At 66.1% G+C, this 21468-nt stretch carries 15 protein-coding genes and 1 tRNA gene; 11 read left to right on the forward strand and 5 right to left on the reverse strand.

Annotated elements, in window-relative coordinates:
* The first annotated feature begins 231 nt into the window (after positions 1–231).
* Positions 232–308 (forward strand) — tRNA-Met (locus tag C7I55_RS23225).
* Positions 309–1193: 885 nt separating this feature from the next.
* Here the strand turns inward: C7I55_RS23225 and C7I55_RS23230 are convergent.
* On the reverse strand, positions 1194–1556 hold the full coding sequence (locus C7I55_RS23230) for a UxaA family hydrolase (protein WP_233222373.1): 363 nt from the start codon (positions 1554–1556) through the stop codon (positions 1194–1196).
* A gap of 12 nt (positions 1557–1568) precedes the next feature.
* Positions 1569–3131: a tryptophan halogenase family protein gene (locus tag C7I55_RS23235; protein ID WP_233222374.1), complete on the reverse strand. Its 1563-nt coding sequence runs from the start codon at positions 3129–3131 to the stop codon at positions 1569–1571.
* Positions 3132–3277: 146 nt separating this feature from the next.
* Between C7I55_RS23235 and C7I55_RS23240 the strand changes: the two genes are divergently transcribed.
* The 4 genes from C7I55_RS23240 (at position 3278) to C7I55_RS23255 (ending at position 11807) form a co-directional block, all read left to right on the forward strand.
* Positions 3278–6085 carry a TonB-dependent receptor gene (locus tag C7I55_RS23240; RefSeq protein ID WP_106515436.1) on the forward strand — a complete coding sequence of 936 codons (2808 nt, stop codon included), beginning with the start codon at positions 3278–3280 and terminating at the stop codon, positions 6083–6085.
* A 143-nt stretch (positions 6086–6228) separates the two neighbouring features.
* Complete coding sequence (locus C7I55_RS23245) at positions 6229–7047, forward strand: IclR family transcriptional regulator (RefSeq protein ID WP_233222375.1); 819 nt, start codon at positions 6229–6231, stop codon at positions 7045–7047.
* A 276-nt stretch (positions 7048–7323) separates the two neighbouring features.
* Positions 7324–10593 carry a TonB-dependent receptor gene (locus tag C7I55_RS23250; protein ID WP_106515437.1) on the forward strand — a complete coding sequence of 1090 codons (3270 nt, stop codon included), beginning with the start codon at positions 7324–7326 and terminating at the stop codon, positions 10591–10593.
* A 149-nt stretch (positions 10594–10742) separates the two neighbouring features.
* The gene (locus tag C7I55_RS23255) at positions 10743–11807 is read left to right on the forward strand and encodes a LacI family DNA-binding transcriptional regulator (RefSeq protein WP_106515438.1); all 1065 of its coding nucleotides are present in this window, start codon (positions 10743–10745) and stop codon (positions 11805–11807) included.
* Positions 11808–11832: 25 nt separating this feature from the next.
* On the opposite strand, the gene C7I55_RS23260 is transcribed toward C7I55_RS23255, so the two are convergent.
* Positions 11833–12276, reverse strand: a complete 444-nt coding sequence (locus C7I55_RS23260) for a group III truncated hemoglobin (RefSeq protein ID WP_233222376.1) — start codon at positions 12274–12276, stop codon at positions 11833–11835.
* A gap of 138 nt (positions 12277–12414) precedes the next feature.
* On the opposite strand from C7I55_RS23260, the gene C7I55_RS23265 reads away from it, so the two are divergent.
* Positions 12415–13641, forward strand: a complete 1227-nt coding sequence (locus tag C7I55_RS23265; protein ID WP_106515439.1) for an NAD(P)/FAD-dependent oxidoreductase — start codon at positions 12415–12417, stop codon at positions 13639–13641.
* Here C7I55_RS23265 and C7I55_RS23270 read toward each other — a convergent pair.
* On the reverse strand, positions 13638–14513 hold the full coding sequence (locus C7I55_RS23270) for an agmatinase family protein (protein ID WP_199193029.1): 876 nt from the start codon (positions 14511–14513) through the stop codon (positions 13638–13640). The genes C7I55_RS23265 and C7I55_RS23270 overlap by 4 nt on opposite strands.
* Positions 14514–14553: 40 nt before the next feature.
* Between C7I55_RS23270 and hutI the strand changes: the two genes are divergently transcribed.
* From hutI to C7I55_RS23295, 5 genes are all read left to right on the forward strand, one after another.
* The gene (gene hutI, locus C7I55_RS23275) at positions 14554–15765 is read left to right on the forward strand and encodes an imidazolonepropionase (protein WP_106515441.1); all 1212 of its coding nucleotides are present in this window, start codon (positions 14554–14556) and stop codon (positions 15763–15765) included.
* Positions 15766–15861: 96 nt separating this feature from the next.
* Positions 15862–17520: a urocanate hydratase gene (gene hutU / locus C7I55_RS23280; protein WP_106515589.1), complete on the forward strand. Its 1659-nt coding sequence runs from the start codon at positions 15862–15864 to the stop codon at positions 17518–17520.
* A gap of 73 nt (positions 17521–17593) precedes the next feature.
* On the forward strand, positions 17594–19108 hold the full coding sequence (gene hutH, locus C7I55_RS23285; protein WP_106515442.1) for a histidine ammonia-lyase: 1515 nt from the start codon (positions 17594–17596) through the stop codon (positions 19106–19108).
* Positions 19109–19169: 61 nt separating this feature from the next.
* Positions 19170–20273, forward strand: coding sequence for a CDP-alcohol phosphatidyltransferase family protein (locus C7I55_RS23290; RefSeq protein WP_106515443.1), 1104 nt, complete (start codon positions 19170–19172; stop codon positions 20271–20273).
* A gap of 10 nt (positions 20274–20283) precedes the next feature.
* The gene (locus tag C7I55_RS23295; protein ID WP_106515444.1) at positions 20284–20715 is read left to right on the forward strand and encodes an HIT family protein; all 432 of its coding nucleotides are present in this window, start codon (positions 20284–20286) and stop codon (positions 20713–20715) included.
* Here C7I55_RS23295 and C7I55_RS23300 read toward each other — a convergent pair.
* Positions 20712–21464, reverse strand: coding sequence for a phosphocholine cytidylyltransferase family protein (locus C7I55_RS23300; RefSeq protein ID WP_106515445.1), 753 nt, complete (start codon positions 21462–21464; stop codon positions 20712–20714). The two genes, C7I55_RS23295 and C7I55_RS23300, sit on opposite strands and share 4 nt — an antisense overlap.
* Positions 21465–21468: the final 4 nt, after the last annotated feature.

The raw sequence follows: 21468 nt of genomic DNA on the forward strand, positions 1-21468 counted from the left end.
AGCGCCGATGGTACTATCGCTTAAGCGATGGAAGAGTAGGTCGTCGCCAGGCTTTGCGACCTGCGCCAAGAAGAACCCATTCACATGTTTACACTCCGGCCGCCCGAGCTTCATGCAAAGGCGGCCGCAGTCGTTGGTGACGCGGGATGGAGCAGCCCGCCGCCGGTTCGCACCGCGAAACGGGAAACAAACAGCTCCCGGGTTGCCGCACAAGCGCCCGATCGTTGGTGACGCGGGATGGAGCAGCCCGGTAGCTCGTCAGGCTCATAACCTGAAGGTCGTAGGTTCAAATCCTACTCCCGCAACCAACCACAACCGCCAGGCGAAAGCCTCGGCGGTTTTTTTGTGCCCGGAGCAGATGCAAGGCCGGTAGCGCCCTCAGACATCCTCATCTCATCGGAAGCTTGGATCCAAGGCCGGATAGGGCGCCGTGTCTCCTCCCCTGGGATCCTGTCCCTCGCCGACGGGAGGAGAAGACCAGCCAGCCCGGTACGCGGGCGAGTCGTTCTTAAGAGAGCTCGTAAGGACGCCCGCAGGCGCGACAGCCCGACAGGCTGGACCTCGATCGCAGGACGGCAGGCGCCGGGGGAGCGGTCGCCGGGGGCAACGATGGCGCCTGGCCCAACACCGCCTCGGCGAAAGCGGGCTTCGGCAGCATCCGGGAAACGCCGGGATCTCAGCCCGGCGGAAACGTCGACGACTCCTCTTCGCCGAAATCCCAGCTTCGCTGGGATGACGGAAGGCGTCTCGGCATCCTACACGGCTCGGGTGTGCGTGAGCGCTCTTGATGGTGCTCGTAAGAGCGCAAGTAGGAGCGATCGGTGCGCCAGGCTCCGCCGTTCGTGCCGGAGCCGGCGGACCGCTGGCCGGGTGATGACAGCCCCGGCGTGCTGAATCCCTCACGATCCCTCTCGCCGGCGGACGGTCCGAGCTCAGCCCGGAGACGCTGCCGCGCCTTTTGCGTGACGAGATCTCGGCTTTCGTCGGGCTGACGGGATAGGAGCAGGAGAGCGGGAGAGCAGGAGAGCGGTGGAAGAATGGCGAGGACGGCGGCAGGAATAGACGGGCAGAACCGGCAGGGCCCGCAGCACGGTGGCGACGTACGGTCCGGGAGAGCCGATGCAGAAGGACGGCAGCCTGGGTGACGCGCCGCGCGTCCGGCACCCCGCCGCAGGGCGCTATCCTCCAATGTCCTACTCTTCCGTGCTCACTGTCTTCCGCGAATGAGTCGGGATGTAGTCGCTGTCGAGATTGTGGAGATGGATCCAATCGCCCGGAGCAATGGCGCGGTTAGCCGAGCCGATGGGTGCGCCATGCTTGATCACCTTGTCGCCTGGCGCCAGCGCATGACGGGCGACCTTGTGGCCGACCGCGATCGCGACCGGGGCGACGACGGTCTCATCGCCGATCGGCAGCGGATCGCCGGCTGCAATGGGGGTGGTGCAGACGAGAACGTTGTCGCGAGCGTCGAGGAGGAGCAGCCGCGCCGCGTTCGGGCGTGACGTAGCGAGCGTCTCGGGGCCGTCGGCCGTGGTCATGTCGTCCTGCAAATCCATGAGGATGATCGTTCAACGCACCCGCGTGCTGACGATCGGGCCTGAAGCGGCTGCTGGCACCGGCCCGTCATGGGCGCAATGGTCGGCGATGAAGCGGCTATGCATCGGCATCGCGTCGGCGCCGCGTGCGATGACGGCGCGCAGCCGCGCAAGCTTGGTGCGCAGAACATCTTCCGGCATCGCTTCGGCAAGAGGATCGTGGCTTCGGGCGCGAACGCCTTGTCCTTCGAGCACCGCCAGCCAGCTGGACTCGGCGAACAGTTCGTCGGACATCCGGAAGATCCGCCCGCGGCTTTCGAAGAGAGCGATCTTCTCCTGCAGGGCGTCCGGAACGGCCATCGTCCGGACATGATCCCAAAGCGGCGAATCGTCGCGCCGGGTCGCATGGTAATGGAGGATCAGGAAGTCGCGGATGCGCTCCCAGTCCTCCCGGAAGGTTCGATTGTAGAGATCGATGTCCGCCTGGGCGAAGCTGCGATCCGGGAACAGATTGAACAATTTGGAGAGGCCTGCCTGGACGAGATGGATGCTGGTCGATTCCAGCGGCTCCATGAAGCCGGCCGCGAGCCCCAGCGCCAGCACGTTCCGGTTCCAGAATTTGCGGCGCACGCCCGTGGTGAAACGCAGCGGCTTCGGATCGCCGAGCGGGGCCCCGTCGAGATTGGCGAGCAGAGTTGCTGCAGCCTCGTCGTCCGAAATGCTGCCGCTATGGTAGACGTAGCCGTTGCCGGTGCGATGCTGGAGCGGGATCCGCCATTGCCATCCTGCGGATCGTGCGGTCGAACGCGTATACGGAGGCAGCGGGCCGGCACGTTGGGAAGCCACCGCCATCGCGCGGTCGCACGGCAGCCAATGCGACCAATCTTCGTAGCCGGTCTTGAGCGCGCCCTCGATCAGCAAGCCGCGGAAGCCCGAGCAATCGATGAAGAAGTCGGCTTTCAGGGCGCCGCCGCCGTGCAGCAGCAATGCCGCGACATGGCCGTCCTCGCGCAGCCGCACGTCGTCGATGCGACGTTCGTGCCGGCGCACGCCGCGCGCTTCCGCCTCTCGCCGTAGCAGACCGGCATAAAGGCCGGCGTCGAAGTGAAAGGCGTAAGCGATGTTGGAAAGGACATTGCGCGGGCTCGGATCCGGGCGCTGGAATTTGTTGTTGCCGGCGGCGGCGATCGGCAGCGAGTAGTCGGCGATATCGCCGGCCGCCTGCGGATCGATCGCCCGCAACCGGCGCCAATAATGGTGGAAGTCGAGCGTCCCGATGTCGCCGCCATAGCGGCCGAACGGATGCATGTAGCGCTCGCCGATGGCGCCCCAATTCTCGAACGCGATGCCGAGCTTGAAGGTCGCGCGGGTCGCTCGCACGAAAGCGTTCTCCTCGAGGCCGAGCAGCCGGTTCATCTCGATGATCGGCGGGATCGTCGCCTCGCCGACCCCGATCGTGCCGATGTCGGGCGATTCGACGAGCGCAATGTCCACGTTCGTATGCTCGAGCACCTTCGAAAGCGCCGCCGCCGCCATCCAGCCCGCAGTGCCGCCGCCGACGATCAGAATGCTGCGAACCGGATCCACAGGCGTCACTCCCCTCCAGGCTTCTGATCGAACCTCTTGTTCACCGCCGTATCAGAAAAGAATTTGAAAGTCGCTTTCATATTTGATAATACCTTTCATCAGTGACGGGCTGAGCCCGCGAAAAGGCGTCCAAGAACGCCGTACAGGAGAAGAGAATGATGAGGGGCTCCCTGAAGCACGCCGGTCTGCAATCCGGCGTCTCTCTGTTCGCGGTCGGCTTTGCCGGCCTGCTCGCCAGCCCCGCGCTGGCACAGGAGCAAGTCGCGCCGAGCGATGCTCCGGCCGACGCTGCCAATCAAAGCGCCCCAAGAGTTCCGGCCGGCGAACCCGATCCAACCGGCGCCGACCAGCCCGATGCGGGGATCGTCGTCACTGGGCTTCGGGCCAGCATCGCCTCGGCACAGGCGATCAAGATCAACTCCGATCAATTCGTCGATTCGATCACCGCGGTCGACATCGGTGCACTCCCGGACCGCAACGTCGCCGAAGCGCTTCAGCGCATTTCCGGTATCCAGATCACCCGCAATCGCGGCGAGGGCTCCGGCATCGCCATCCGCGGCCTCACCCAGGTGCGCACCGAAGTGAACGGCCGCGACAGTTTCGGCGCCAGCGGTGGCCGGGCGCTCGGCTTCGAGGACGTGCCGTCCGAACTGCTCGCCGGAGTCGACGTCTACAAGAACCCATCCGCCGAGATGATCGAAGGGGCGATCGGCGGCCTCGTCAACCTCAGGACAAGGATGCCCTTCGACCAAAAGGGATTTCTGGTCGCAGGATCGGTGGGCGTGAACAATTACAGCCTCAGCGACAGCTGGAAATTCAACGGATCGCTCCTCGCCAGCAATCGCTGGGATACCGGCATCGGCGAGATCGGCGTGCTGCTGAACTTTTCCTGGTTCCAGGGCAATTACCGATCCGACGAGATCGTCGTTGAACCCTATGTCGAAACCACCAACCTGCCGGCAGGCCTCACCGGCCCGCGCTCGGTACCCGACGGCGCAGGTTTCGCGACCTTCTTCGGCGACCGCGACCGTCAGGGACTGTATGGCGCGATCCAGTGGGCCCCGTCGACCGACGTCGAACTCTATGCTCAGGTCTTCCAGACCAATTACTACCAGGAAGCCTCGAACCTCAGCCACTTCGTGACGCGTGGCACCGACGTCAACGGCGTCAACGGGCTCACCCCTCTGCCCGGCTTTGCGTTCGACGACGACGGAACCTTCGTCGCCGGCGGCTATGACGGCATCACCACGGCGAGCAACAACCAGGTCGCGTTCACCCACAACAAGACCACGGACTGGGCGGGCGGTGTCAAATGGCAGGCGAGCGATCGCCTGCACCTCAGCGCCGATCTGCAATATATCAAGTCGACCTCGGTCAACCGCAGCTACTCGGCCTTCGGCCAGCGCGACGCCGGCAGCTATTTCCTCGATCTCGCCGGCAAGACACCGCGTGTGAGCTTTGGCCCTGCGGGAGCGGAAGACCCCCGCAACTTCTACATCAACGCGGTCATGGATCACCTCGAGGACAGCGACGCCGACCAGAAGACCGCGCGCGCCGATCTCGAATGGGATTTCGACGACGAGAGCGCGCTACGGTCATTCACCGCCGGAGTCCGCTACACCGATCGCTCCGCCGTCAATCGCTCGACGCCCTACAACTGGACCTTCCTGTCGGCGCCGTGGGCGGGCAATGCGGTGCCGTTCAGCGATTATGCGATTGAGAATCCGTTCGCAGACAACTTCTTCGGCGGAAAAGCGGATGTGCAGAGCGTGCCGTCGCTGGATTTCGACCGCTTATTCTATCCGCAGACATTGTATGACGAGCTCTATCAGCGCGCGTCCGGCACCGGGCGCCCGCTGATCGACTATACCGGCAACGACATCAACACTCAGAGCGAGAAGACCTACGCCGGCTATGCGATGCTTCGCTTCGGCCACGACGATGCTCTCAGCGGCAATGTCGGGGTACGGGTCGTCCGCACCGAGAACAGGGCGACCGGCCAGACCAGGCTTAGCTATCGGACGACCCCGACCGGGTCCGACATCATCGTGCAAAGCCCGATCGACATCTCGCAGCGCTACACGAAGGCCCTTCCGAGCCTCAACCTCAAGTACAGGCTGAGACCCGATCTTCAGCTGCGCGCCGCCGCGTCGAAGGGCCTGTCGCGCCCGCCTTTCTACGATCTGCGCGCGATCTTCAACCTTTCCGAAAATTACGTGACTGCGAATCCCGGCGATCCGCCGTCCTTCCGGGACCGGACAGGGACCGGCGGCAATCCGTCCTTGAAGCCGCTCACCGTGAATCAGGCCGATGCCGCGATCGAATATTTCCCGAATGGCAGCAGCTTGCTGTTCGGAACCGTCTTCTACAAGCAGCTGAGAAACTTCCTCACCACATCGGTCTACCCGTTCGAGGCGGAGGTGCCAGGGGCCGGGGTGCAGACCTTCACCGTCACCTCGCTGGTCAACGGCACCAAGGGCACTGCCAAGGGATTCGAGATCGGCGGCAACACCTTCTTCACCTTCCTCCCGGAGCCCTTTGACGGGCTCGGGGTGCAGGCAAACGTCACTTATGTCGACAGCTCGGCGCCCGGCGCGGTCGGCACCCTGCCGAACGGTACCAGGGTTCCGACCACTCTCCCTGGGCTGTCGAAGTGGAGCTACAACCTCGTCGGACTTTACGAGAAGAACGGTCTTCGATTCCGCGCCGCTTACAATTGGCGCGACGATTATCTCGATACGATCACCGGCAACGGCACCGGCGCGATCCCGATCTACTACAAGGCCTATGGCCAGATCGACGCTTCGATTTCCTACGACGTCACGCCGAACATCAGCCTCGTCCTCGACGTGGTGAACCTGCGCAACGCCCGCAAGGTCCAGTATCAGAACATCCCGGAGCATCCGCGCGAATATCAGCTCGACGATCGCAGGATCGGCTTCAGCATCCGCATTCGAAGCTAGCGTCGGCCTTGGGCGGCGAATGTCGCCCGACAACGAGCCTCCCCTGACGCGCGCTTCGGCGCGCGTTCTTTTTGGGCGCGACCACCCGGAGCCGGGAATTGGTCTTCTTGCACCCCGTCCGACGGCCGGATAACCGTTTTCGCATGGCGGATGCCGATCACATGCAGGGCGAGCCGCCGACCGGCTCGACGAAATATTCGGCGCCGGCGCTGGAAAAGGGTTTCGACGTCGTCGAACTGCTCGCCGGCGAGCCCGGCGGCCTGACGATCAGCGAGATCGCAGTGCGGCTCGGCCTCACCATCAGCCAGATCTTCCGGATGATCGTCGTCATGGAACGGCGCGGCTGGCTGTTCAAGGATGGCGGATCGGACCGATACCGGGTCAGCTACAAGGTCCTCGAGCTCGCCTATCGCGCCACGCCGGCGCAGCAGCTTGCCCACGTCGCAACCCCGGTCATGCACGCCCTCGCCGAGGCGGCCGAGCAATCCTGCCATCTGGTCGTGCAGCACGGCGACCGAGCGATGATCCTGCTCCGGCAGGAAAATCCGGGGCCGATCGGCCTCTCGGTCCGGCTCGGCACCATGGTCGATCTCGTCGCCAGCAGCTCCGGACATGTCCTGCTTGCGTTCGCGAGCTCGGACGCGCTCGAGGCGACGCTGGCGCGTTGCCGCTACCCTGACCATCTCGGCGAAGAGGCGTTGCGGACCGTGCTCGCGCGAGTCCGTAGCCGCGGTTTCGAACTGATGCCGAGCGCCAAGGCCGCCGGGGTCCGCGACATCAGCTATCCCATTTTCGGCTTCGACGGTGGGGTCGCGGCAGCGCTCACCATCCCCTTCCTCGAATTCATCGATGGGTCGCAAGCGGTCGGCTTCGATGCGGTGCAGGACCTGCTCGCAAGCAGCGCGCGCCGGATTTCGCAAGCCTTGGGCCACGCGCAAACCAGCGGACCCCTGGCGGGATAAGGCTGCCCCTCGCGGTCGCTACGTCCCGCCCGTCCTCCGCCTCACCGTTCCGAAAACCCGCGACCATCCCTGCGGTGACCGGTACCTGTGAAATTATGTTATCGGTATCACTCGGTTGCGAGGAAGGACCGATCGCGCGCTCTCCGGCAAGGCGATTCCACGGGTAAATCCCGCCGCGCTCAGCGAATTGACATCCCGCACAGTGCGGCATAGCATTCCATGTGAGCGGTAACATTCGCAGCTTGGACATGCGAAGCCGCGACGGGAGAGGAACAGATGAACACCGAATCCGCACGCCCGGTCGTCTTGCGCCGCGCATTGCTTGCCGGGACCTTTCTGCTCGCCGGCACGGCCTGGCCGGCGATTGCGCAGTCGACCGCAGACGTCGCACCCGACCAGACCGGCACCGTCCAGAACCAGGGTGCGGGCGCGCTGACCGAGGATGGTCCGGCCGCAATCACCCAGACCAGCCCCGAAGATGCCGGCAGCACCCCGGGTGCGGAGGCGGGCGAGGACATCGTCATCACCGGCTTCCGGCGCTCGCTGCAAAGCTCGACCAACGCTCGGCGGGAATCGGTCGGGTTCAGCGACTCGATCTTCGCCGAGGATATCGGCAAGTTCCCCGACACCAACATCGCCGAAAGCTTCAACCGCATCCCCGGCGTGACGATCAGCCGCGAGGTCACCGGCGAAGGTCTCAACGTCGCGATCCGCGGCCTCGGCACCAATTTCACCCGGGTGCTGCTTAACGGTGCGCCCGTGGCGATCGCCTCGAGCGGCCGCACCGATGCCCAGAGCACCAACCGCGAGGTCGACCTCGATCTCCTGCCGACCGAGCTGTTCACCCAATTGACCGTCAACAAGAGCCCCCTGGCGAGCATGGTCGAAGGCGGCGCCGCCGGCACGGTCAACATGCGCAGCGCCCGTCCGTTCGACAGCAAGGGCTCGCGGCTGACCTATTCCTTCCAGGGCACCAAGAACAGCGAAGCCGACGATTGGGGCCAGCGCGGCTCGATCATCGCCAGCACCACGATGGGAAATTTCGGCATTCTCGTGGGCGCCGCCGGCGTCCGCAACAAGGTCAACACGACCGGCTTCGAGACGATCGGCTGGACCAACCCCAATCTCAGCACGCCGCAAAGCCTGGCGGGGTCGACCGGGAATGTGCCGAATGTACCGACCGCCGCGAACATCCTCGCCGCGCAATGCCGCAGCACCCCCTGCAATACCACGGGCGGCGGCAACTGGACGATCCCCGGCGCTGTGCCCGCAAATGCCGGCAACGGACTGATCCCCGGCACCCAGATCAATCAGGACTTCCTGCTCGCACGCAACCCGGGGCTGACCATCCAACAGCTCGACAACGGGCTGCTACCGCGTCTTGGCCGACCCTCCGAGAATTTCGGCACGCGTGCCCGCTACAACGGCATCGTCGCGCTCGAGTGGCGGCCGAGCGACGCGCTGCATTTCTATGTCGATTCGATGTACGGCAAGCGCAAGAACGATCTCCAGCGCATCGACGTGAACTGGATCGTCCGCAACGGTGCGGCGGTTCCGCTCAACATGACGGTCGATCGGGAGGATTGCGCGCAAGGCTGCGTCGTCACCGGCGGGACCTTCGCCAACTCGCAATTCTTTCTCGAATATCGGCCGTTCATCGAGCGCACGACCTTCTGGGGCGTGAACCCGGGGATCGAATGGCAGCTCGCGGACGACATCAAGCTCGATCTGCAGGGCAATTATAACAAGAGCCGCTTCCATCGCGAATCGCCGACCGCCTTGTTCCAGACGGCGCCGAGTTCAGGCGTCACCGTCGAATACAGCAATGACGGCGGAATCCCTTCGATCGTGCCGAACATCGACCTCAACGACCCCGCCAATTACGGCTGGAACGGTGGCCGCGTGAACATTCAGGACGAGCGGCGGCGGACCGAGAGCAAGGGCGTGCGCGGCAGCCTCACCTACGGCGACGAGGATTTCAACGTTCGGGTCGGCGGCGCCTTCGACGACATCAAGCGCAGGATCCAGGCCTTCGACAACAGCCAGGCGTGGCAGAATGCGGTGTGCGGCAACAACCCCAACGTCTTCCTGCCCTCCCCCAACACCCAGCCCCCGTGCCAGGGCCTGAATCAGCCCGGCGCCGCACCCCCCGGCTACCCCACCTATCCAGGTCTCGGCACCGGCTTTTCGTCAGGCATCGCCGGGCCCGTCGTCTATCAGGGTTCGCTCGTGCCCAACGCGGCGGTTCCCTCCTATCTGGTGCCGGGGCCGAACGGATTCGTCCGGCTCGACTGGGACAGGTTCAAGCAGGCGACCAATTACGACAGCTTTCACGACAACGCCCCCGAAGCCGGTTCCGCCAACACCGGTGCCAGCGGCGGCTATGTCCGCGAGAAGAATACCGGCCTGTTCATCGAATCGAACGGCAAGCTCGAGCTCGGCGGCAACGAGCTGCGCTACAATGTCGGCGTGCGCTACGTCCGCACCGATCAGACGATCGGCGGCCTCGTGTCGCTGCCCGATCCGCGCAACGTCGTTCCGGCGAACATCCCGCCAGGCCAGACCCAGATCGCCGACGGCTCCCGCTATCCGAACATCACGAACTTCGTGACCACCAACAACAAGTACAACAATTGGCTGCCGTCGCTGACCCTGGCCTACAATATCGGCGGCAAGGCGATCGCACGCGTCGCGCTTTCCAAGACGATGACCCGGCCCGATCCCAACGCGCAGCTGCCGGGCGTGAATTTCAGCACCCCGTCGGCAGACGTCGGTTCGATCGGCAACCCGGCGCTCGATCCCTACGTGTCCAAGAATATCGATCTCGGGCTCGATTATTTCACCGGCGGGGAAGGCATCATCAGCGTCGCCGCGTTCCGCAAGAAGCTCACCGGCTTCACCACCAACGGCACCACGACCGTGCCCTTCTCGGCGCTTTCGGTTTACGGAATCACCTTCGACACCCTGGCCCCGGCACAACAGGCTGCGATCAATGCGCGGGGCGGGCCGGGCGCGGCGACCGTGGTGCTGCAGCAGCAGGTCAACGCGACCGGTACGCTGACCGTCAACGGCCTCGAATTCGGCATCGTCCAGCCGCTCGACTTCCTGCTCGGCCGCTATCTCGGGATCAACGGCTTCGGTGTCAGCGGCAACCTCACCATCATCGACCAGAAGGGCACCGGGGCCGCACCGGCGACCGCGCTCGGGGTCGCCGAATATACCTACAATCTGACCGCATATTACGAGAACCATGGGGTGAGCGCGCGTCTTTCGACGACGTTCAACAAGGGCTCGCAGGTCTCCGGAACCAACCAGAACGGAATCCCGCTGGCCGCTCTGTTCTCCGACGATTATCAGCAATGGGATTTCTCCTCGAGCCTCAACCTGGAGGAGATCTTCGGCAGGCCGCATTTGCCGGAGGTCACGTTCGACGTGATCAACCTGTTCAAGGCCGACCAGCGTTCCTACTTCCAGTTCGAGAATGCGACCTTCACCCAATATAATCCGGGACGCACGATCATGGTGGGCCTGCGCGGCCGCTTCTGATCTCCTCCCCTGGGCGGCCGGCTCGTCCGGCCGCCCTTTTTCTCCGGCGAGGCCGGTTCGTCCGGCCGCCCCTACTCGGCTTGGTTGCGTGACGCTCCCTTCGGGGGCTATCCCTCCGGGCTGACCCCTCTCTAGGTTGACAGCGCCAGGTGGAACAGGATTTCGCGCGCCGCCCGAAGGGCGCGGCGACCATTCACGATGTTGCTCGGCAGGCCGGCGTGTCGTCGATGACCGTCTCTCGGGTGATAAACGGCGAGAAGAGCGTCCGACCGGCAACCCGCGCGCGCGTCGACGATGCGATCCGCGCACTGAATTTCGCGCCCAACCCGGCAGCGCGGACGCTCGCCGGCGGCTCGGTGGTGCGTATCGGCCTGCTCTGCAGCATCCCCAACGCCGCCTATCTCAGCGAATTCCTGGTCGGCGCGCTCGAGCGCTGCAGCCAAGTCAACGCGCAGCTGATCGTCAAGCGCTACATGCCCGGCGAGGATCTCGACGCGGCGGCCGACATGCTGATCGATGCTCGCCTCGACGGCGCCATCCTGCCGCCGCCGGTCTGCGATGCCGAGCTTCTGGTCGCCCGGCTCCGGGCCGCCAGGGTCGCCCTGATCGCGACCGGATCGATGCGCCCGTCGAACACGCTCGCCTCGATCGGCATCGACGATTTCGCCGCGGCCCAGTCGATGACCCGGCACCTCGTCAGGCTCGGCCACCGCCGGATCGGGTTCATCACCGGCCGGCCCGAACATGCCTCGAGCAGTCTTCGCCTCGACGGCTATCGCACCGCGATGCGCGAGGCCGGCCTGACCGTGGACGAGCGCCTGATCGCCGGCGGCACCTTCACCTATCATAGCGGCCTCGATGCCGCGGAGCGGCTGCTCGCCGCCGATCCGCAGCCGACGGCGATCTTCGCCAGCAACGACGACATGGCCGCGGCCGCGGTCGCGGTCGCGCATCGCCGCGGCCTCGACGTTCCTGCCGATCTCTCCGTCTGCGGCTTCGACGACACGCCGCTGGCGACGACGATCTGGCCGGAGCTCACCACGATCCGTCAGCCGGTCTCGACCATGTCGGAGGAAGCGGTGACGATGCTGACGGATCTCATCCGCGAACAGCGGGAAGGGGGACAGCAGGAGCCGCCGCACCGTCTACTCGATTTCGAGCTGATCCGCCGCCAGTCCGACGCCGTGCCCAAAAGCCGGCCGCCGAGCCGCTGATCTCAGGCCGTATCGGCCCGATCCCTCAGGCCGTATCGGGGCTCCAGGCCGGCGAGGCTGCAGCGGCCTGCTCCGCCCGCAGCAATGCGGCGCGATCCTTGTGGAACAGGATGCCCATCAGCAGGCTCTCGCCGATCCGCTCCGCTTTCTCGGCGAACACGGCGGCCGGACCGTCCTCGAACAGATCGGCCGTCGTCGCCCTCCACAGCGCGAGCCAGCGGTCGAACGAGGCGCGCGAGATGCGATCGCCGTGCTGGACATGCGCCGGCATCGGCCGCCCTTTGTATCGGCCGGTACCGAGCATCACCGAAGACCAGAAGGCCTGCAGCTTTTCGAGATGGTGCGGCCAATCGTGGATCGCGTCATTGAAGACGGGCCCGATCAGCGGATCCTGGCGAACGCGCGCGTAGAAGGCCTCGATCAGCACGCCGATCTCCGCTTCCGAAACCCTGTCGAACTTGATGCGCACGCGGCACTCCCTCGATCCCTGGTTATGCTGATGTGGGGGGTGAAGGATATTCTGCATCCGGGAGAATACGTAGACCGACGCGTCTTGCGGCGGCAACAGCCATTGGCTTTGAACGTGCAGGCCGGTACGGAGATTGCTATGAAGCATTACGATATCGTCATCGTTGGAGCGGGCCACGCCGGGGCGCAGGCTGCGATCCAGCTCCGCCAGCTCGGCTTTCCCGGCTCGATCGCCCTGGTGGGTGCCGAGCCCGAACTGCCGTACGAGCGGCCGCCGCTGTCGAAGGAATATCTCGCCGGTGAGAAGGATTTCGATCGGCTGCTGATTCGCCCGGAGGCGTTCTGGGCCGAACGCAACGTGGCGCTTCACCTCGGCACGCGGATCGAGTCCGTCGATCCGGCGGCCAAGACGATCGGCTCCGACGCGGGTGACGACTTCGGGTACACGCATCTGATCTGGGCGGCTGGCGGCAGTCCGCGCCGACTGGCGTGCGCGGGCGGCGACCTCTCCGGGGTCCATGTCGTCCGCTGCCGCGCCGAGGTCGATGCGATTCGCGCAGAGCTCGATGGCGTGCGCCGGGTGGCGGTGATCGGCGGCGGCTATATCGGCTTGGAAAGCGCCGCCGTGCTCCGCAAGCTCGGCAAGGAGGTGGTGCTGATCGAAGCGCTGGATCGGCTGCTCGCGCGCGTTGCGGGCCCGGAAATCTCAGCCTTCTACGCCGCCGAACATCGCGCGCAGGGTGTCGACATCCGCCTCGGCGCCGCGGTCGCGCGGATCGACGGCGAGGGCGGCCGGGCAACCGGGGTCGTGCTGCAATCCGGCGAGACGATCCCGGCCGACATGATCATCGTCGGCATCGGCATCGAGGCGGCGGTGGGGCCGCTGCTCGCAGCCGGCGCCGAGGGCGCAAACGGAGTCGATGTCGATGCCTATTGCCGCACCGGCCTGCCGGACGTTTATGCGATCGGCGACTGCGCCGCGCATGAGAACGGCTATGCCGGCGGCCTGCGGATCCGCCTCGAATCGGTGCAGAACGCCCATGATCAGGCCGCGGTCGCCGCCAAGGCGATCCTCGGCCAGGCCGAGCCCTACGCCGCGATCCCCTGGTTCTGGTCGAACCAATATGATCTGAAGCTGCAGACCGTCGGCCTGTCGATCGGCTACGATCGGACTTTGGTCCGCGGCGCCCCCGGAGAACGCAGCTTTTCGCTCCTCTATCTGCTCGAGGGGCGGGTGATCGCGCTCGATTGCGTCAACACCATCCGCGACTACGTTCAGGGCCGCAAGCTCGTCCTCGAACGGGCGGTGATCGATCCGGAGCGGCTCGCCGACGCGTCCGTGCCGCTCAAGGAAATGCTCGGCTAGGGTGCGCGCTGCGCGAAACCTGCGAGCATCTCGCAGACCCAGCGCCCGGCAGTCAGAGCGGTGATCTCGCCGACGTCCAGACTCGGATCGAATTCAGTGAGATCGGCGAGCCTCACCTGCTCGTGCGCGCCGAGAAAGCGTGCGGCCTCGAAGAACATCCGAACCGGCATGCCGCCCGGCCGCGCGCCCGGGGCTCCCGGGCATTGGCTGCGATCGATGACGTCGATGTCGAAGTCGATCATGACAGCCTCGGTATGGCTGAGCCGCGCCAGCGCTTCCTCGAGCACCGCGACGATGCCGCGCTCGAGGCACGCGCCGATCGCGTAAACGCCGATGCCCGCCGCCTTGGCGTCATCGTGCATCTTGCGGGTATTGGCGAAGGGGGCGAGGCCGACCTGGCAGATGTTGCGACCGGGCAAGCCATCTTCGAGCAATGCGCGGATCGGATTGCCGTTGAGCAGACCCTGATCGGTCTCGCGCAGATCGAAATGCGCGTCGAGCGTAATCAGGCCGACGCGCTCGATCGGCACGCCCAAGGCATGCGCGGCCGGGCGGGTCACAGCATTGTTGCCGCCGATCAGCAGGGTGAGGCCATGGCCGGCAACCGCCTCGGACGCGGCGCTGCGGATCGGCTCGTAGCCGTCGGCCGGCATCAAACCCTGGACCGGAACATCGCCGAGATCGGCAAGGGCGAGATCGAGCTCGGCCCCGGTCTCGACGTCATAGGTGCTGAATCGCTTCAGCGTCCTGCGCAGGGTCGCGGGCGCAAGGTCGCAGCGGCCGGGCGTCACCGAACCCGCCTCCATCGGCGCGCCGAGCAGCGCCACCTCTCCCGAATGTGAGACCAGATCTGCGATCGAACGCCACGCCATGCTTTGACCCTTACACCGTCCTCCGCCATGAAGGCGAGCCATGTGGGACAGGCTTCTGACCAACTGCAACATCGCGACGATGGATCCGGCCGTGGCGGGTGCCTTCGGCGCGATCGAAGACGGCGCGATCGGCATCCAGGACGGCCGCATCGTCGGGGTCGGCCGCCGCATCGATCTTGCCGGCTACCGCGCCGCGCGCGTCGAGACGCTCGGCGGCGCCTGGGTAACTCCGGGGCTGATCGACTGCCACACCCATCTGGTCTTCGGGGGCAACCGCGCCGGCGAGTTCGAGCAGCGCCTCAACGGCGCCAGCTACGAGGCGATCGCGCGTGCCGGCGGCGGCATCCTGTCGTCGGTCAAGGCGACTCGGCTGGCCAGCCTGGAGCAACTCGTGGAGGAAGCCCGGCCGCGGCTCCACGCTCTGATGCGCGGCGGCGTCACCACCGTCGAGATCAAATCCGGCTACGGCCTCGACACGCCGAGCGAGCTCAAGATGCTGCAGGCGGCGAAGCGGCTCGGCGACAGCGAGGCGGTGCGGGTGGTGCCCACCCTGTTGGCCCTGCACGCGCTTCCGCCCGAGCATCGTGAGAGCCGGGACGCCTATGTCGAGCTCGCGATCGAGGACATGATCCCCGCCGCCGCCGAAGCCGGTCTCGCCGTCGCCGTCGACGCATTCTGTGAGGGCATCGGCTTCACCCCGGCGGAAGTCCGCGCGCTCTTCCACGCCGCCGACGCGCATGGCCTGCACGTCAAATTGCACGCGGAGCAGCTCAGCAATCTCTCGGGCGCGGCGCTTGCGGCGGAGTTCGGCGCACTTTCGGCCGATCATCTCGAACATGCCGACGAAGCGGGGGTCGCCGCGATGGCGCGCGCGGGCATGGTCGCAGTCCTGCTTCCCGGCGCCTTCTATGCGCTTGCCGAGACCCGCAAACCGCCCGTCGATCTGCTGCGAAAGCACAAGGTGCCGATGGCGATCGCCACCGATCTCAATCCGGGCACCTCGCCAATCCTGTCGCCGACCTTGATGCTGAGCATGGCCTGCACCCTGTTCCGGTTGACCCCGGAAGAGGCATTGCTCGGCATGACGCGCCATGCTGCCAAGGCCCTGGCGCTCGACGACGAGGTCGGCACGATCGCACCGGGGCTTGCCGCCGATCTGTGCGTCTGGCGGATCGGCCGGCCGGCCGAGCTCTGCTACTGGATCGGCCATCCCGGACCGGAGCGCCGGATCGTCGCCGGCGAGGACGCCTGAGCCCGGCTTGTCGAAGCGCCTGCCAGCTTCTACCGCGCGATCGGAGACGGCGCCCGACTGCGATGCGGGCCGGCGGCAATGTAGGGATCGAGGATGCTGAACAGGCGGGACAACAGCCGATCGATCCGGGCGCGCACCGGCCCGGATCTCACGGCGAAGAGCTGGGCCACCGAGGCTGCGGTGCGCATGCTCCAGAACAATCTCGATCCCGCGGTTGCGGAAGCCCCCGAGGAACTGGTCGTCTACGGCGGCATCGGCCGTGCCGCGCGCGACTGGCAGAGCTTCGATCGGATCGTCGAGACGCTCGAGCGGCTCGAGGAGGATCAGACCCTGCTCGTCCAGTCCGGCAAGCCGGTGGGCGTGTTCCGCACCCATCCGGATGCGCCGCGGGTGCTGATCGCCAATTCCAATCTTGTGCCGAAATGGGCGACCTGGGAGCATTTCCACGCCCTCGATCGCCAGGGTCTGATGATGTACGGCCAGATGACCGCCGGTTCGTGGATCTACATCGGCACCCAGGGTATCGTGCAGGGCACGTACGAGACCTTCGCCGAAATGGGCCGTCAGCATTATGCCGGCGATCTCAAGGGCCGCTGGATCCTCACCGCCGGGCTCGGCGGCATGGGCGGTGCCCAGCCGCTGGCGGCCGTCATGGCCGGCGCCCATTGCCTCGCCATCGAATGCCAGGAAAGCCGGATCGAGAAACGGCTCGAGACCCGCTATCTCGATCGCCGTGCCGCCTCGCTCGACGAAGCGCTGGAAATCATCCGCAGCGCCGAGGCGCCGATTTCGGTCGGCCTGCTCGGCAATGCCGCCGAGCTCCTTCCCGAGATGGTGAAGCGCGGCATCCGCCCCGATGCGGTGACCGATCAGACATCGGCGCACGATCCGGTCAACGGCTATCTGCCGGCCGGCTGGAGCGTCGAGAAATGGCTCGATCTGCGGGCGCGCGATCCGCAGGCGGTGGAGACGGCGGCGCGCGAATCGATGGCCGTTCACGTCGAGGCGATGCTCGCCTTTCGGGCGATGGGGATCCCGGTCTTCGATTACGGCAACAACATCCGCCAGGTCGCCAAGGACGAGGGCATCGCCCATGCGTTCGATTTCCCGGGCTTCGTGCCGGCCTATGTCCGCCCGCTCTTCTGCCGCGGGATCGGTCCGTTTCGCTGGGTGGCGCTGTCCGGCGATCCCGAGGACATCTACCGCACCGACCGCAAGGTGAAGGAGCTGATCCCCGACGATCCCCATCTGCACCGCTGGCTCGACATGGCCCGCGACCGTATCGCCTTCCAGGGGCTGCCGGCGCGGATCTGCTGGGTCGGGCTGGGGCAGCGCCACCGGCTCGGCATGGCGTTCAATGAAATGGTCGCCAACGGAGAGCTCAAGGCGCCGATCGTGATCGGCCGCGACCATCTCGACAGCGGCTCGGTCGCAAGCCCCAATCGCGAGACCGAGGCGATGCGCGACGGATCGGATGCGGTCTCCGACTGGCCGCTGCTCAACGCCTTGCTCAACACCGCCTCGGGCGCAACCTGGGTCTCGCTCCACCATGGCGGCGGGGTCGGCATGGGCTATTCGCAGCATGCCGGCATGGTGATCGTCGCGGACGGTACCGAGGCCGCGGCCCGGCGACTGGAGCGGGTGCTCTGGAACGATCCGGGCACCGGCGTCATGCGCCACGCCGATGCGGGCTACGGCATCGCCGTCGATTGCGCGCGCGAGCAGGGACTCGATCTGCCGATGGTCGGACGATGATCGGCCGGCTCGATAGGTGGGATGGAATGACAGCGGCGCGCCTGGACAGATGCTGCCATGATGGAGCCGGCCTTTGACGATTGAACTGGATCCGGGCGCAACGACGCTGGCCGCGTTTCGCAGGGTGTGGGGCGGCGCGCCGGCCGCGCTCGCGGCTGCGGGCTGGGCGGCGATCGATGCCGCCGCCGATGCGGTGGCACGGATCGTTGCGTCCGGGCGCACCGTCTATGGCGTCAATACCGGCTTCGGGCTGCTCGCCCAGACCCGCATTCCCGCCGATCGGCTGGAGGAGCTGCAGCGCAACTTGATCCTGTCGCACAGCTGCGGCCTCGGCGAGGCGCTGCCGCGCGAGGTGGTGCGGCTGATCATGGCGCTGAAGGCGATCGGCCTCGGCCGTGGCCATTCGGGGGTGCGCCGCATCGTCGTCGAGCGGCTGCTGGCGATGCTCGACGCCGACGCCCTGCCGGTGATCCCGAGCCAGGGGTCGGTCGGCGCCTCCGGGGATCTCGCCCCGCTCGCCCATATGAGCGCGGCGTTGCTCGGTGAGGGCAGAATACTGCTCCGCGGCGAGGCTCTGCCGGCGGGCGAGGCGCTCGCCCGGCTCGGCTTCGCGCCTCTGGTGCTCGGCCCCAAGGAAGGGCTGGCGCTGATCAATGGCACCCAGGTATCGACGGCGATCGCGCTCGATGCGCTGTTCACGGCCGAGCGGGTGTTCGCCTCGGCCCTCATCGGCGGTGCGCTCTCGGTCGATGCGCTGAAGGGAACCGATGCCGCCTTCGATCCGCGAATCCACGAAGCGCGCGGCCAGCCTGGGCAGATCGCCGTCGCGGCTGCCCTCAAGCGGCTGCTCGACGGCAGCGAGATCCGGCACAGTCACGAAGATTGCCCGCGAGTCCAGGATCCTTACAGCTTCCGCTGCCAGCCGCAGGTGATGGGGGCGTGTCTCGACCTGATCCGCAACGCCGCGCGCACCCTCGAGATCGAGGCCAATGCAGTGACCGACAATCCCGTCGTCTTTCCCGACACCGATCAGGCGCTGTCCGGCGGCAACTTCCACGCCCAGCCGGTCGCCTTTGCCGCCGACATAGTGGCGATGGCGATGTGCGAGACCGGTTCGATCTCCGAGCGTCGCACCGCGGTGCTCGTCGATCCCAAGATGAGCGGCCTGCCGCCCTTCCTGGTGCGCGACAGCGGGGTCAATTCCGGTTTCATGATCGCCCAGGTCAGCGCCGCCGCTTTGGTGTCGGAAAATAAGAGCCTGGCATTCCCGGCGAGCGTCGATTCGATCCCGACCTCCGCCAACCAGGAAGATCATGTGTCGATGGCGACCCATGCCGCGACCAAAGCGCGCCGCATCGCCGGCAATGCCGCCGGGGTGATCGGAATCGAATTGCTCACCGCCACCCAGGGGATCGATTTTCACGCGCCGCTCAAGACATCGCCGCAGCTCGAGCAGGTGCGCAGCGACATCCGGGCGGATGTGCCGCATTATGCGGTCGATCGTTATTTCGCGGACGATCTCGCCTGGGCGAAATCGGCGGTGCTGACCGGGACATTCTCGCACGCCCTGATCGGCGATCTGTTCTGACCGCTTGTCACGGACGCGCCGACGCTGGCATCGCGGCCGATATTTCGAAGGAAGCTGATTGATGAATGCCGTTCTTCCGGCGGGGACAAATCGAACGCGGCTGTGGGGCCTGACTCCGCGCGAGCGGCTGGCGCGAATCGCCGGGGCACAGGACATCGAATTCGCCTCCGGTGCGGGCGGCGGGCCGCTCGTCTCCAATCTCGATTTCGTCTGGGATCCGGCCTGGCTGCGCTGGATCGCCGAGCGCCCCGATCACGTGCTGACCCATGGCGGCGTGCCGGTCCTTGCCCATGTCGTCGATCTCGACACGCGTCTCGCCGTCACCCACGCGATGGCGCAGAGCGAAACACCGCCGCCGGGACCTCTCACAATCGTCGCTTACGAGGACCTCGGCAGCCTCGGCAACGAGGCGCTGCGCAAGCGCGAGAAGCCGTTCCTCGGCCGGCTGACTCCGGAAACGGTGCCGGCGCTGGAGCGCGCCAGCTATTTCGGCGCCTACAAGGGCGTCACCGATCTGCTCACCAAATATCTCTGGCCGGAGTGGGCTTTGGTGCTGACCCGCTGGGCGGCGCGGTTCGGGATCACGCCCAATCAGGTGACAGCGGTCGGCGCCCTGATGTGCGTCGCCGCGACCTTCCTGTTCTACGAGGGCTGGTATTGGACCGGGCTCGTCGTCGGCCTCGGCTTCATGGTGCTCGACACGGTGGACGGCAAGCTCGCCCGCTGCACGATCACCTCGTCCTGGCTCGGCAACATCTTCGATCACGGCATCGATCTCGTCCACCCGCCCTTCTGGTGGTGGGCGTGGGGCGTCGGCCTCCATGCTTATGGCCGCCCCCTGTCCGAGCAGACGTTCGCCCAATTGCTGATCGTGATCGTCGGCGGCTATGTCGTCCAGCGCGTGATCGAGGGCTTCTTCATGCGCCGCTACAAGATGCACATCCATGTGTGGCGCCGTTTCGATAGCCAGTTCCGCCTGATCACCGCGCGGCGCAATCCCAACATGGTGATCCTGCTCGCCTTCCTTGCCGTCGGACGGCCGGACTGGGGGCTGATCGCGGTTGCGGCCTGGACCCTGATCTCGCTTGTCGTGCATGCGGGGCAGCTGGTGCAGGCGCTCGCGGCATCGGCCCGCGGCCGCCCGGTTACCTCCTGGCTCGCCTGAGGAGAAGAGCATGAACGAGACCATCCTTCGCTTCGGACATCCGGACACGCTCGTTGCCGAATATGCCGATTGGGTGGTCCTCCTGCGCCCCTCCCAACCGACGCTCGGCAGCCTGGTGCTTGCGGCGAAAGGCGAGGCGACCGCCTTCTCCGATCTCCCCGCCGAGGCCTTTGCTGGCCTGCAGCGGGCGATCGCCGACGTCGAGGGGGCGCTCGGCGTCGCCGTCCGCTACGAGAAGATCAATTACCTGATGCTGATGATGGTGGACCCGAACGTCCACTTCCACGTCATTCCGCGCTACGCGGGCGAACGCACCGCCTGCGGGCTGACCATCGCCGATGCCGGCTGGCCCAAGGCCCCCGCGCTCGGCGAGGCCGTGGACCTCGATGGCGATCAGATCCGGAATCTGGTCGCCTGGCTGAAGGCGGCCTGGCCCGCTTAGGCGGCGGCCGCTTTCGCTGCGGCCGCCCAGCGCTCGGTGAGCGCGGTCGCCTTGACCACGTCCTCGGGAAAGTCGACTTCCTGCCATTCCTCGCCGTGGATCGACACGGTGCGAACGTCGGCGCCGGCCCGCGCCAACTCGTCGATCGCGCGCAGATACCAGCGGCGGGTACCGTCCGGAGTGCGCATCATCGCCTCGACCTGGCGGATGAAGGCCGCGGCGCCGCCGTTGCGGAATGCGAGCAGGCCGATCGATTCGGCGTTATATTCGCCCGGCTCCAGCGCCTTGCCGATGCGGCGCAGGCGATCGCCGTCGCGCAGCACTTTCATGTCGTCCGAATCGTAGCTTTCCTTCTCGTCGACGGTCACTGCGATCGGGCCCGTCTCCGCCGCGACAACGCGGGCGACCAGTGCATCCGACACCAAGGTGTCACCGTTCAGCAGCAGCAGATCGCCGTCGAACTCCTCGCGCGCCATCCATACCGAACCGAGATTGTCGGCGACATGGTAGAAGGGATTGAACAGCGTCCGCACGCCGCGTCGTTTCGCGGCGATTGCGTCGACGAGATGATCACGGAAGCCGGTCACGACGACGATGTCGGTGATACCGGCGCCCTGCAGCACGTCGAGCTGCCACTCGAGCAGGCTCTTGCCGGCCAGATCGATCAGGCATTTCGGCAGCTCCGCGGTGAGCGGAAGAAGGCGCGAGCCTTTGCCCGCGCTTAGAATGACAGCTTTGGAGATTGACATGTCC

Origin of the sequence: Allosphingosinicella deserti (assembly GCF_003012735.1) — a bacterium.
Classification (GTDB): Bacteria; Pseudomonadota; Alphaproteobacteria; order Sphingomonadales; family Sphingomonadaceae; genus Allosphingosinicella; species Allosphingosinicella deserti.

Coding starts and splice junctions, on each gene's coding strand:
- C7I55_RS23295 (WP_106515444.1), top strand. CDS start 20,284: ATGAACGAGACCATCCTTCGCTTCGGACATCCGGACACGCTCGTTGCC.
- C7I55_RS23250 (WP_106515437.1), top strand. CDS start 7,324: ATGAACACCGAATCCGCACGCCCGGTCGTCTTGCGCCGCGCATTGCTT.
- C7I55_RS23265 (WP_106515439.1), top strand. CDS start 12,415: ATGAAGCATTACGATATCGTCATCGTTGGAGCGGGCCACGCCGGGGCG.
- hutI (WP_106515441.1), top strand. CDS start 14,554: ATGTGGGACAGGCTTCTGACCAACTGCAACATCGCGACGATGGATCCG.
- C7I55_RS23290 (WP_106515443.1), top strand. CDS start 19,170: ATGAATGCCGTTCTTCCGGCGGGGACAAATCGAACGCGGCTGTGGGGC.
- C7I55_RS23245 (WP_233222375.1), top strand. CDS start 6,229: ATGGCGGATGCCGATCACATGCAGGGCGAGCCGCCGACCGGCTCGACG.
- C7I55_RS23270 (WP_199193029.1), bottom strand. CDS start 14,513: ATGGCGTGGCGTTCGATCGCAGATCTGGTCTCACATTCGGGAGAGGTG.
- C7I55_RS23230 (WP_233222373.1), bottom strand. CDS start 1,556: ATGGATTTGCAGGACGACATGACCACGGCCGACGGCCCCGAGACGCTC.
- C7I55_RS23240 (WP_106515436.1), top strand. CDS start 3,278: ATGATGAGGGGCTCCCTGAAGCACGCCGGTCTGCAATCCGGCGTCTCT.
- C7I55_RS23300 (WP_106515445.1), bottom strand. CDS start 21,464: ATGTCAATCTCCAAAGCTGTCATTCTAAGCGCGGGCAAAGGCTCGCGC.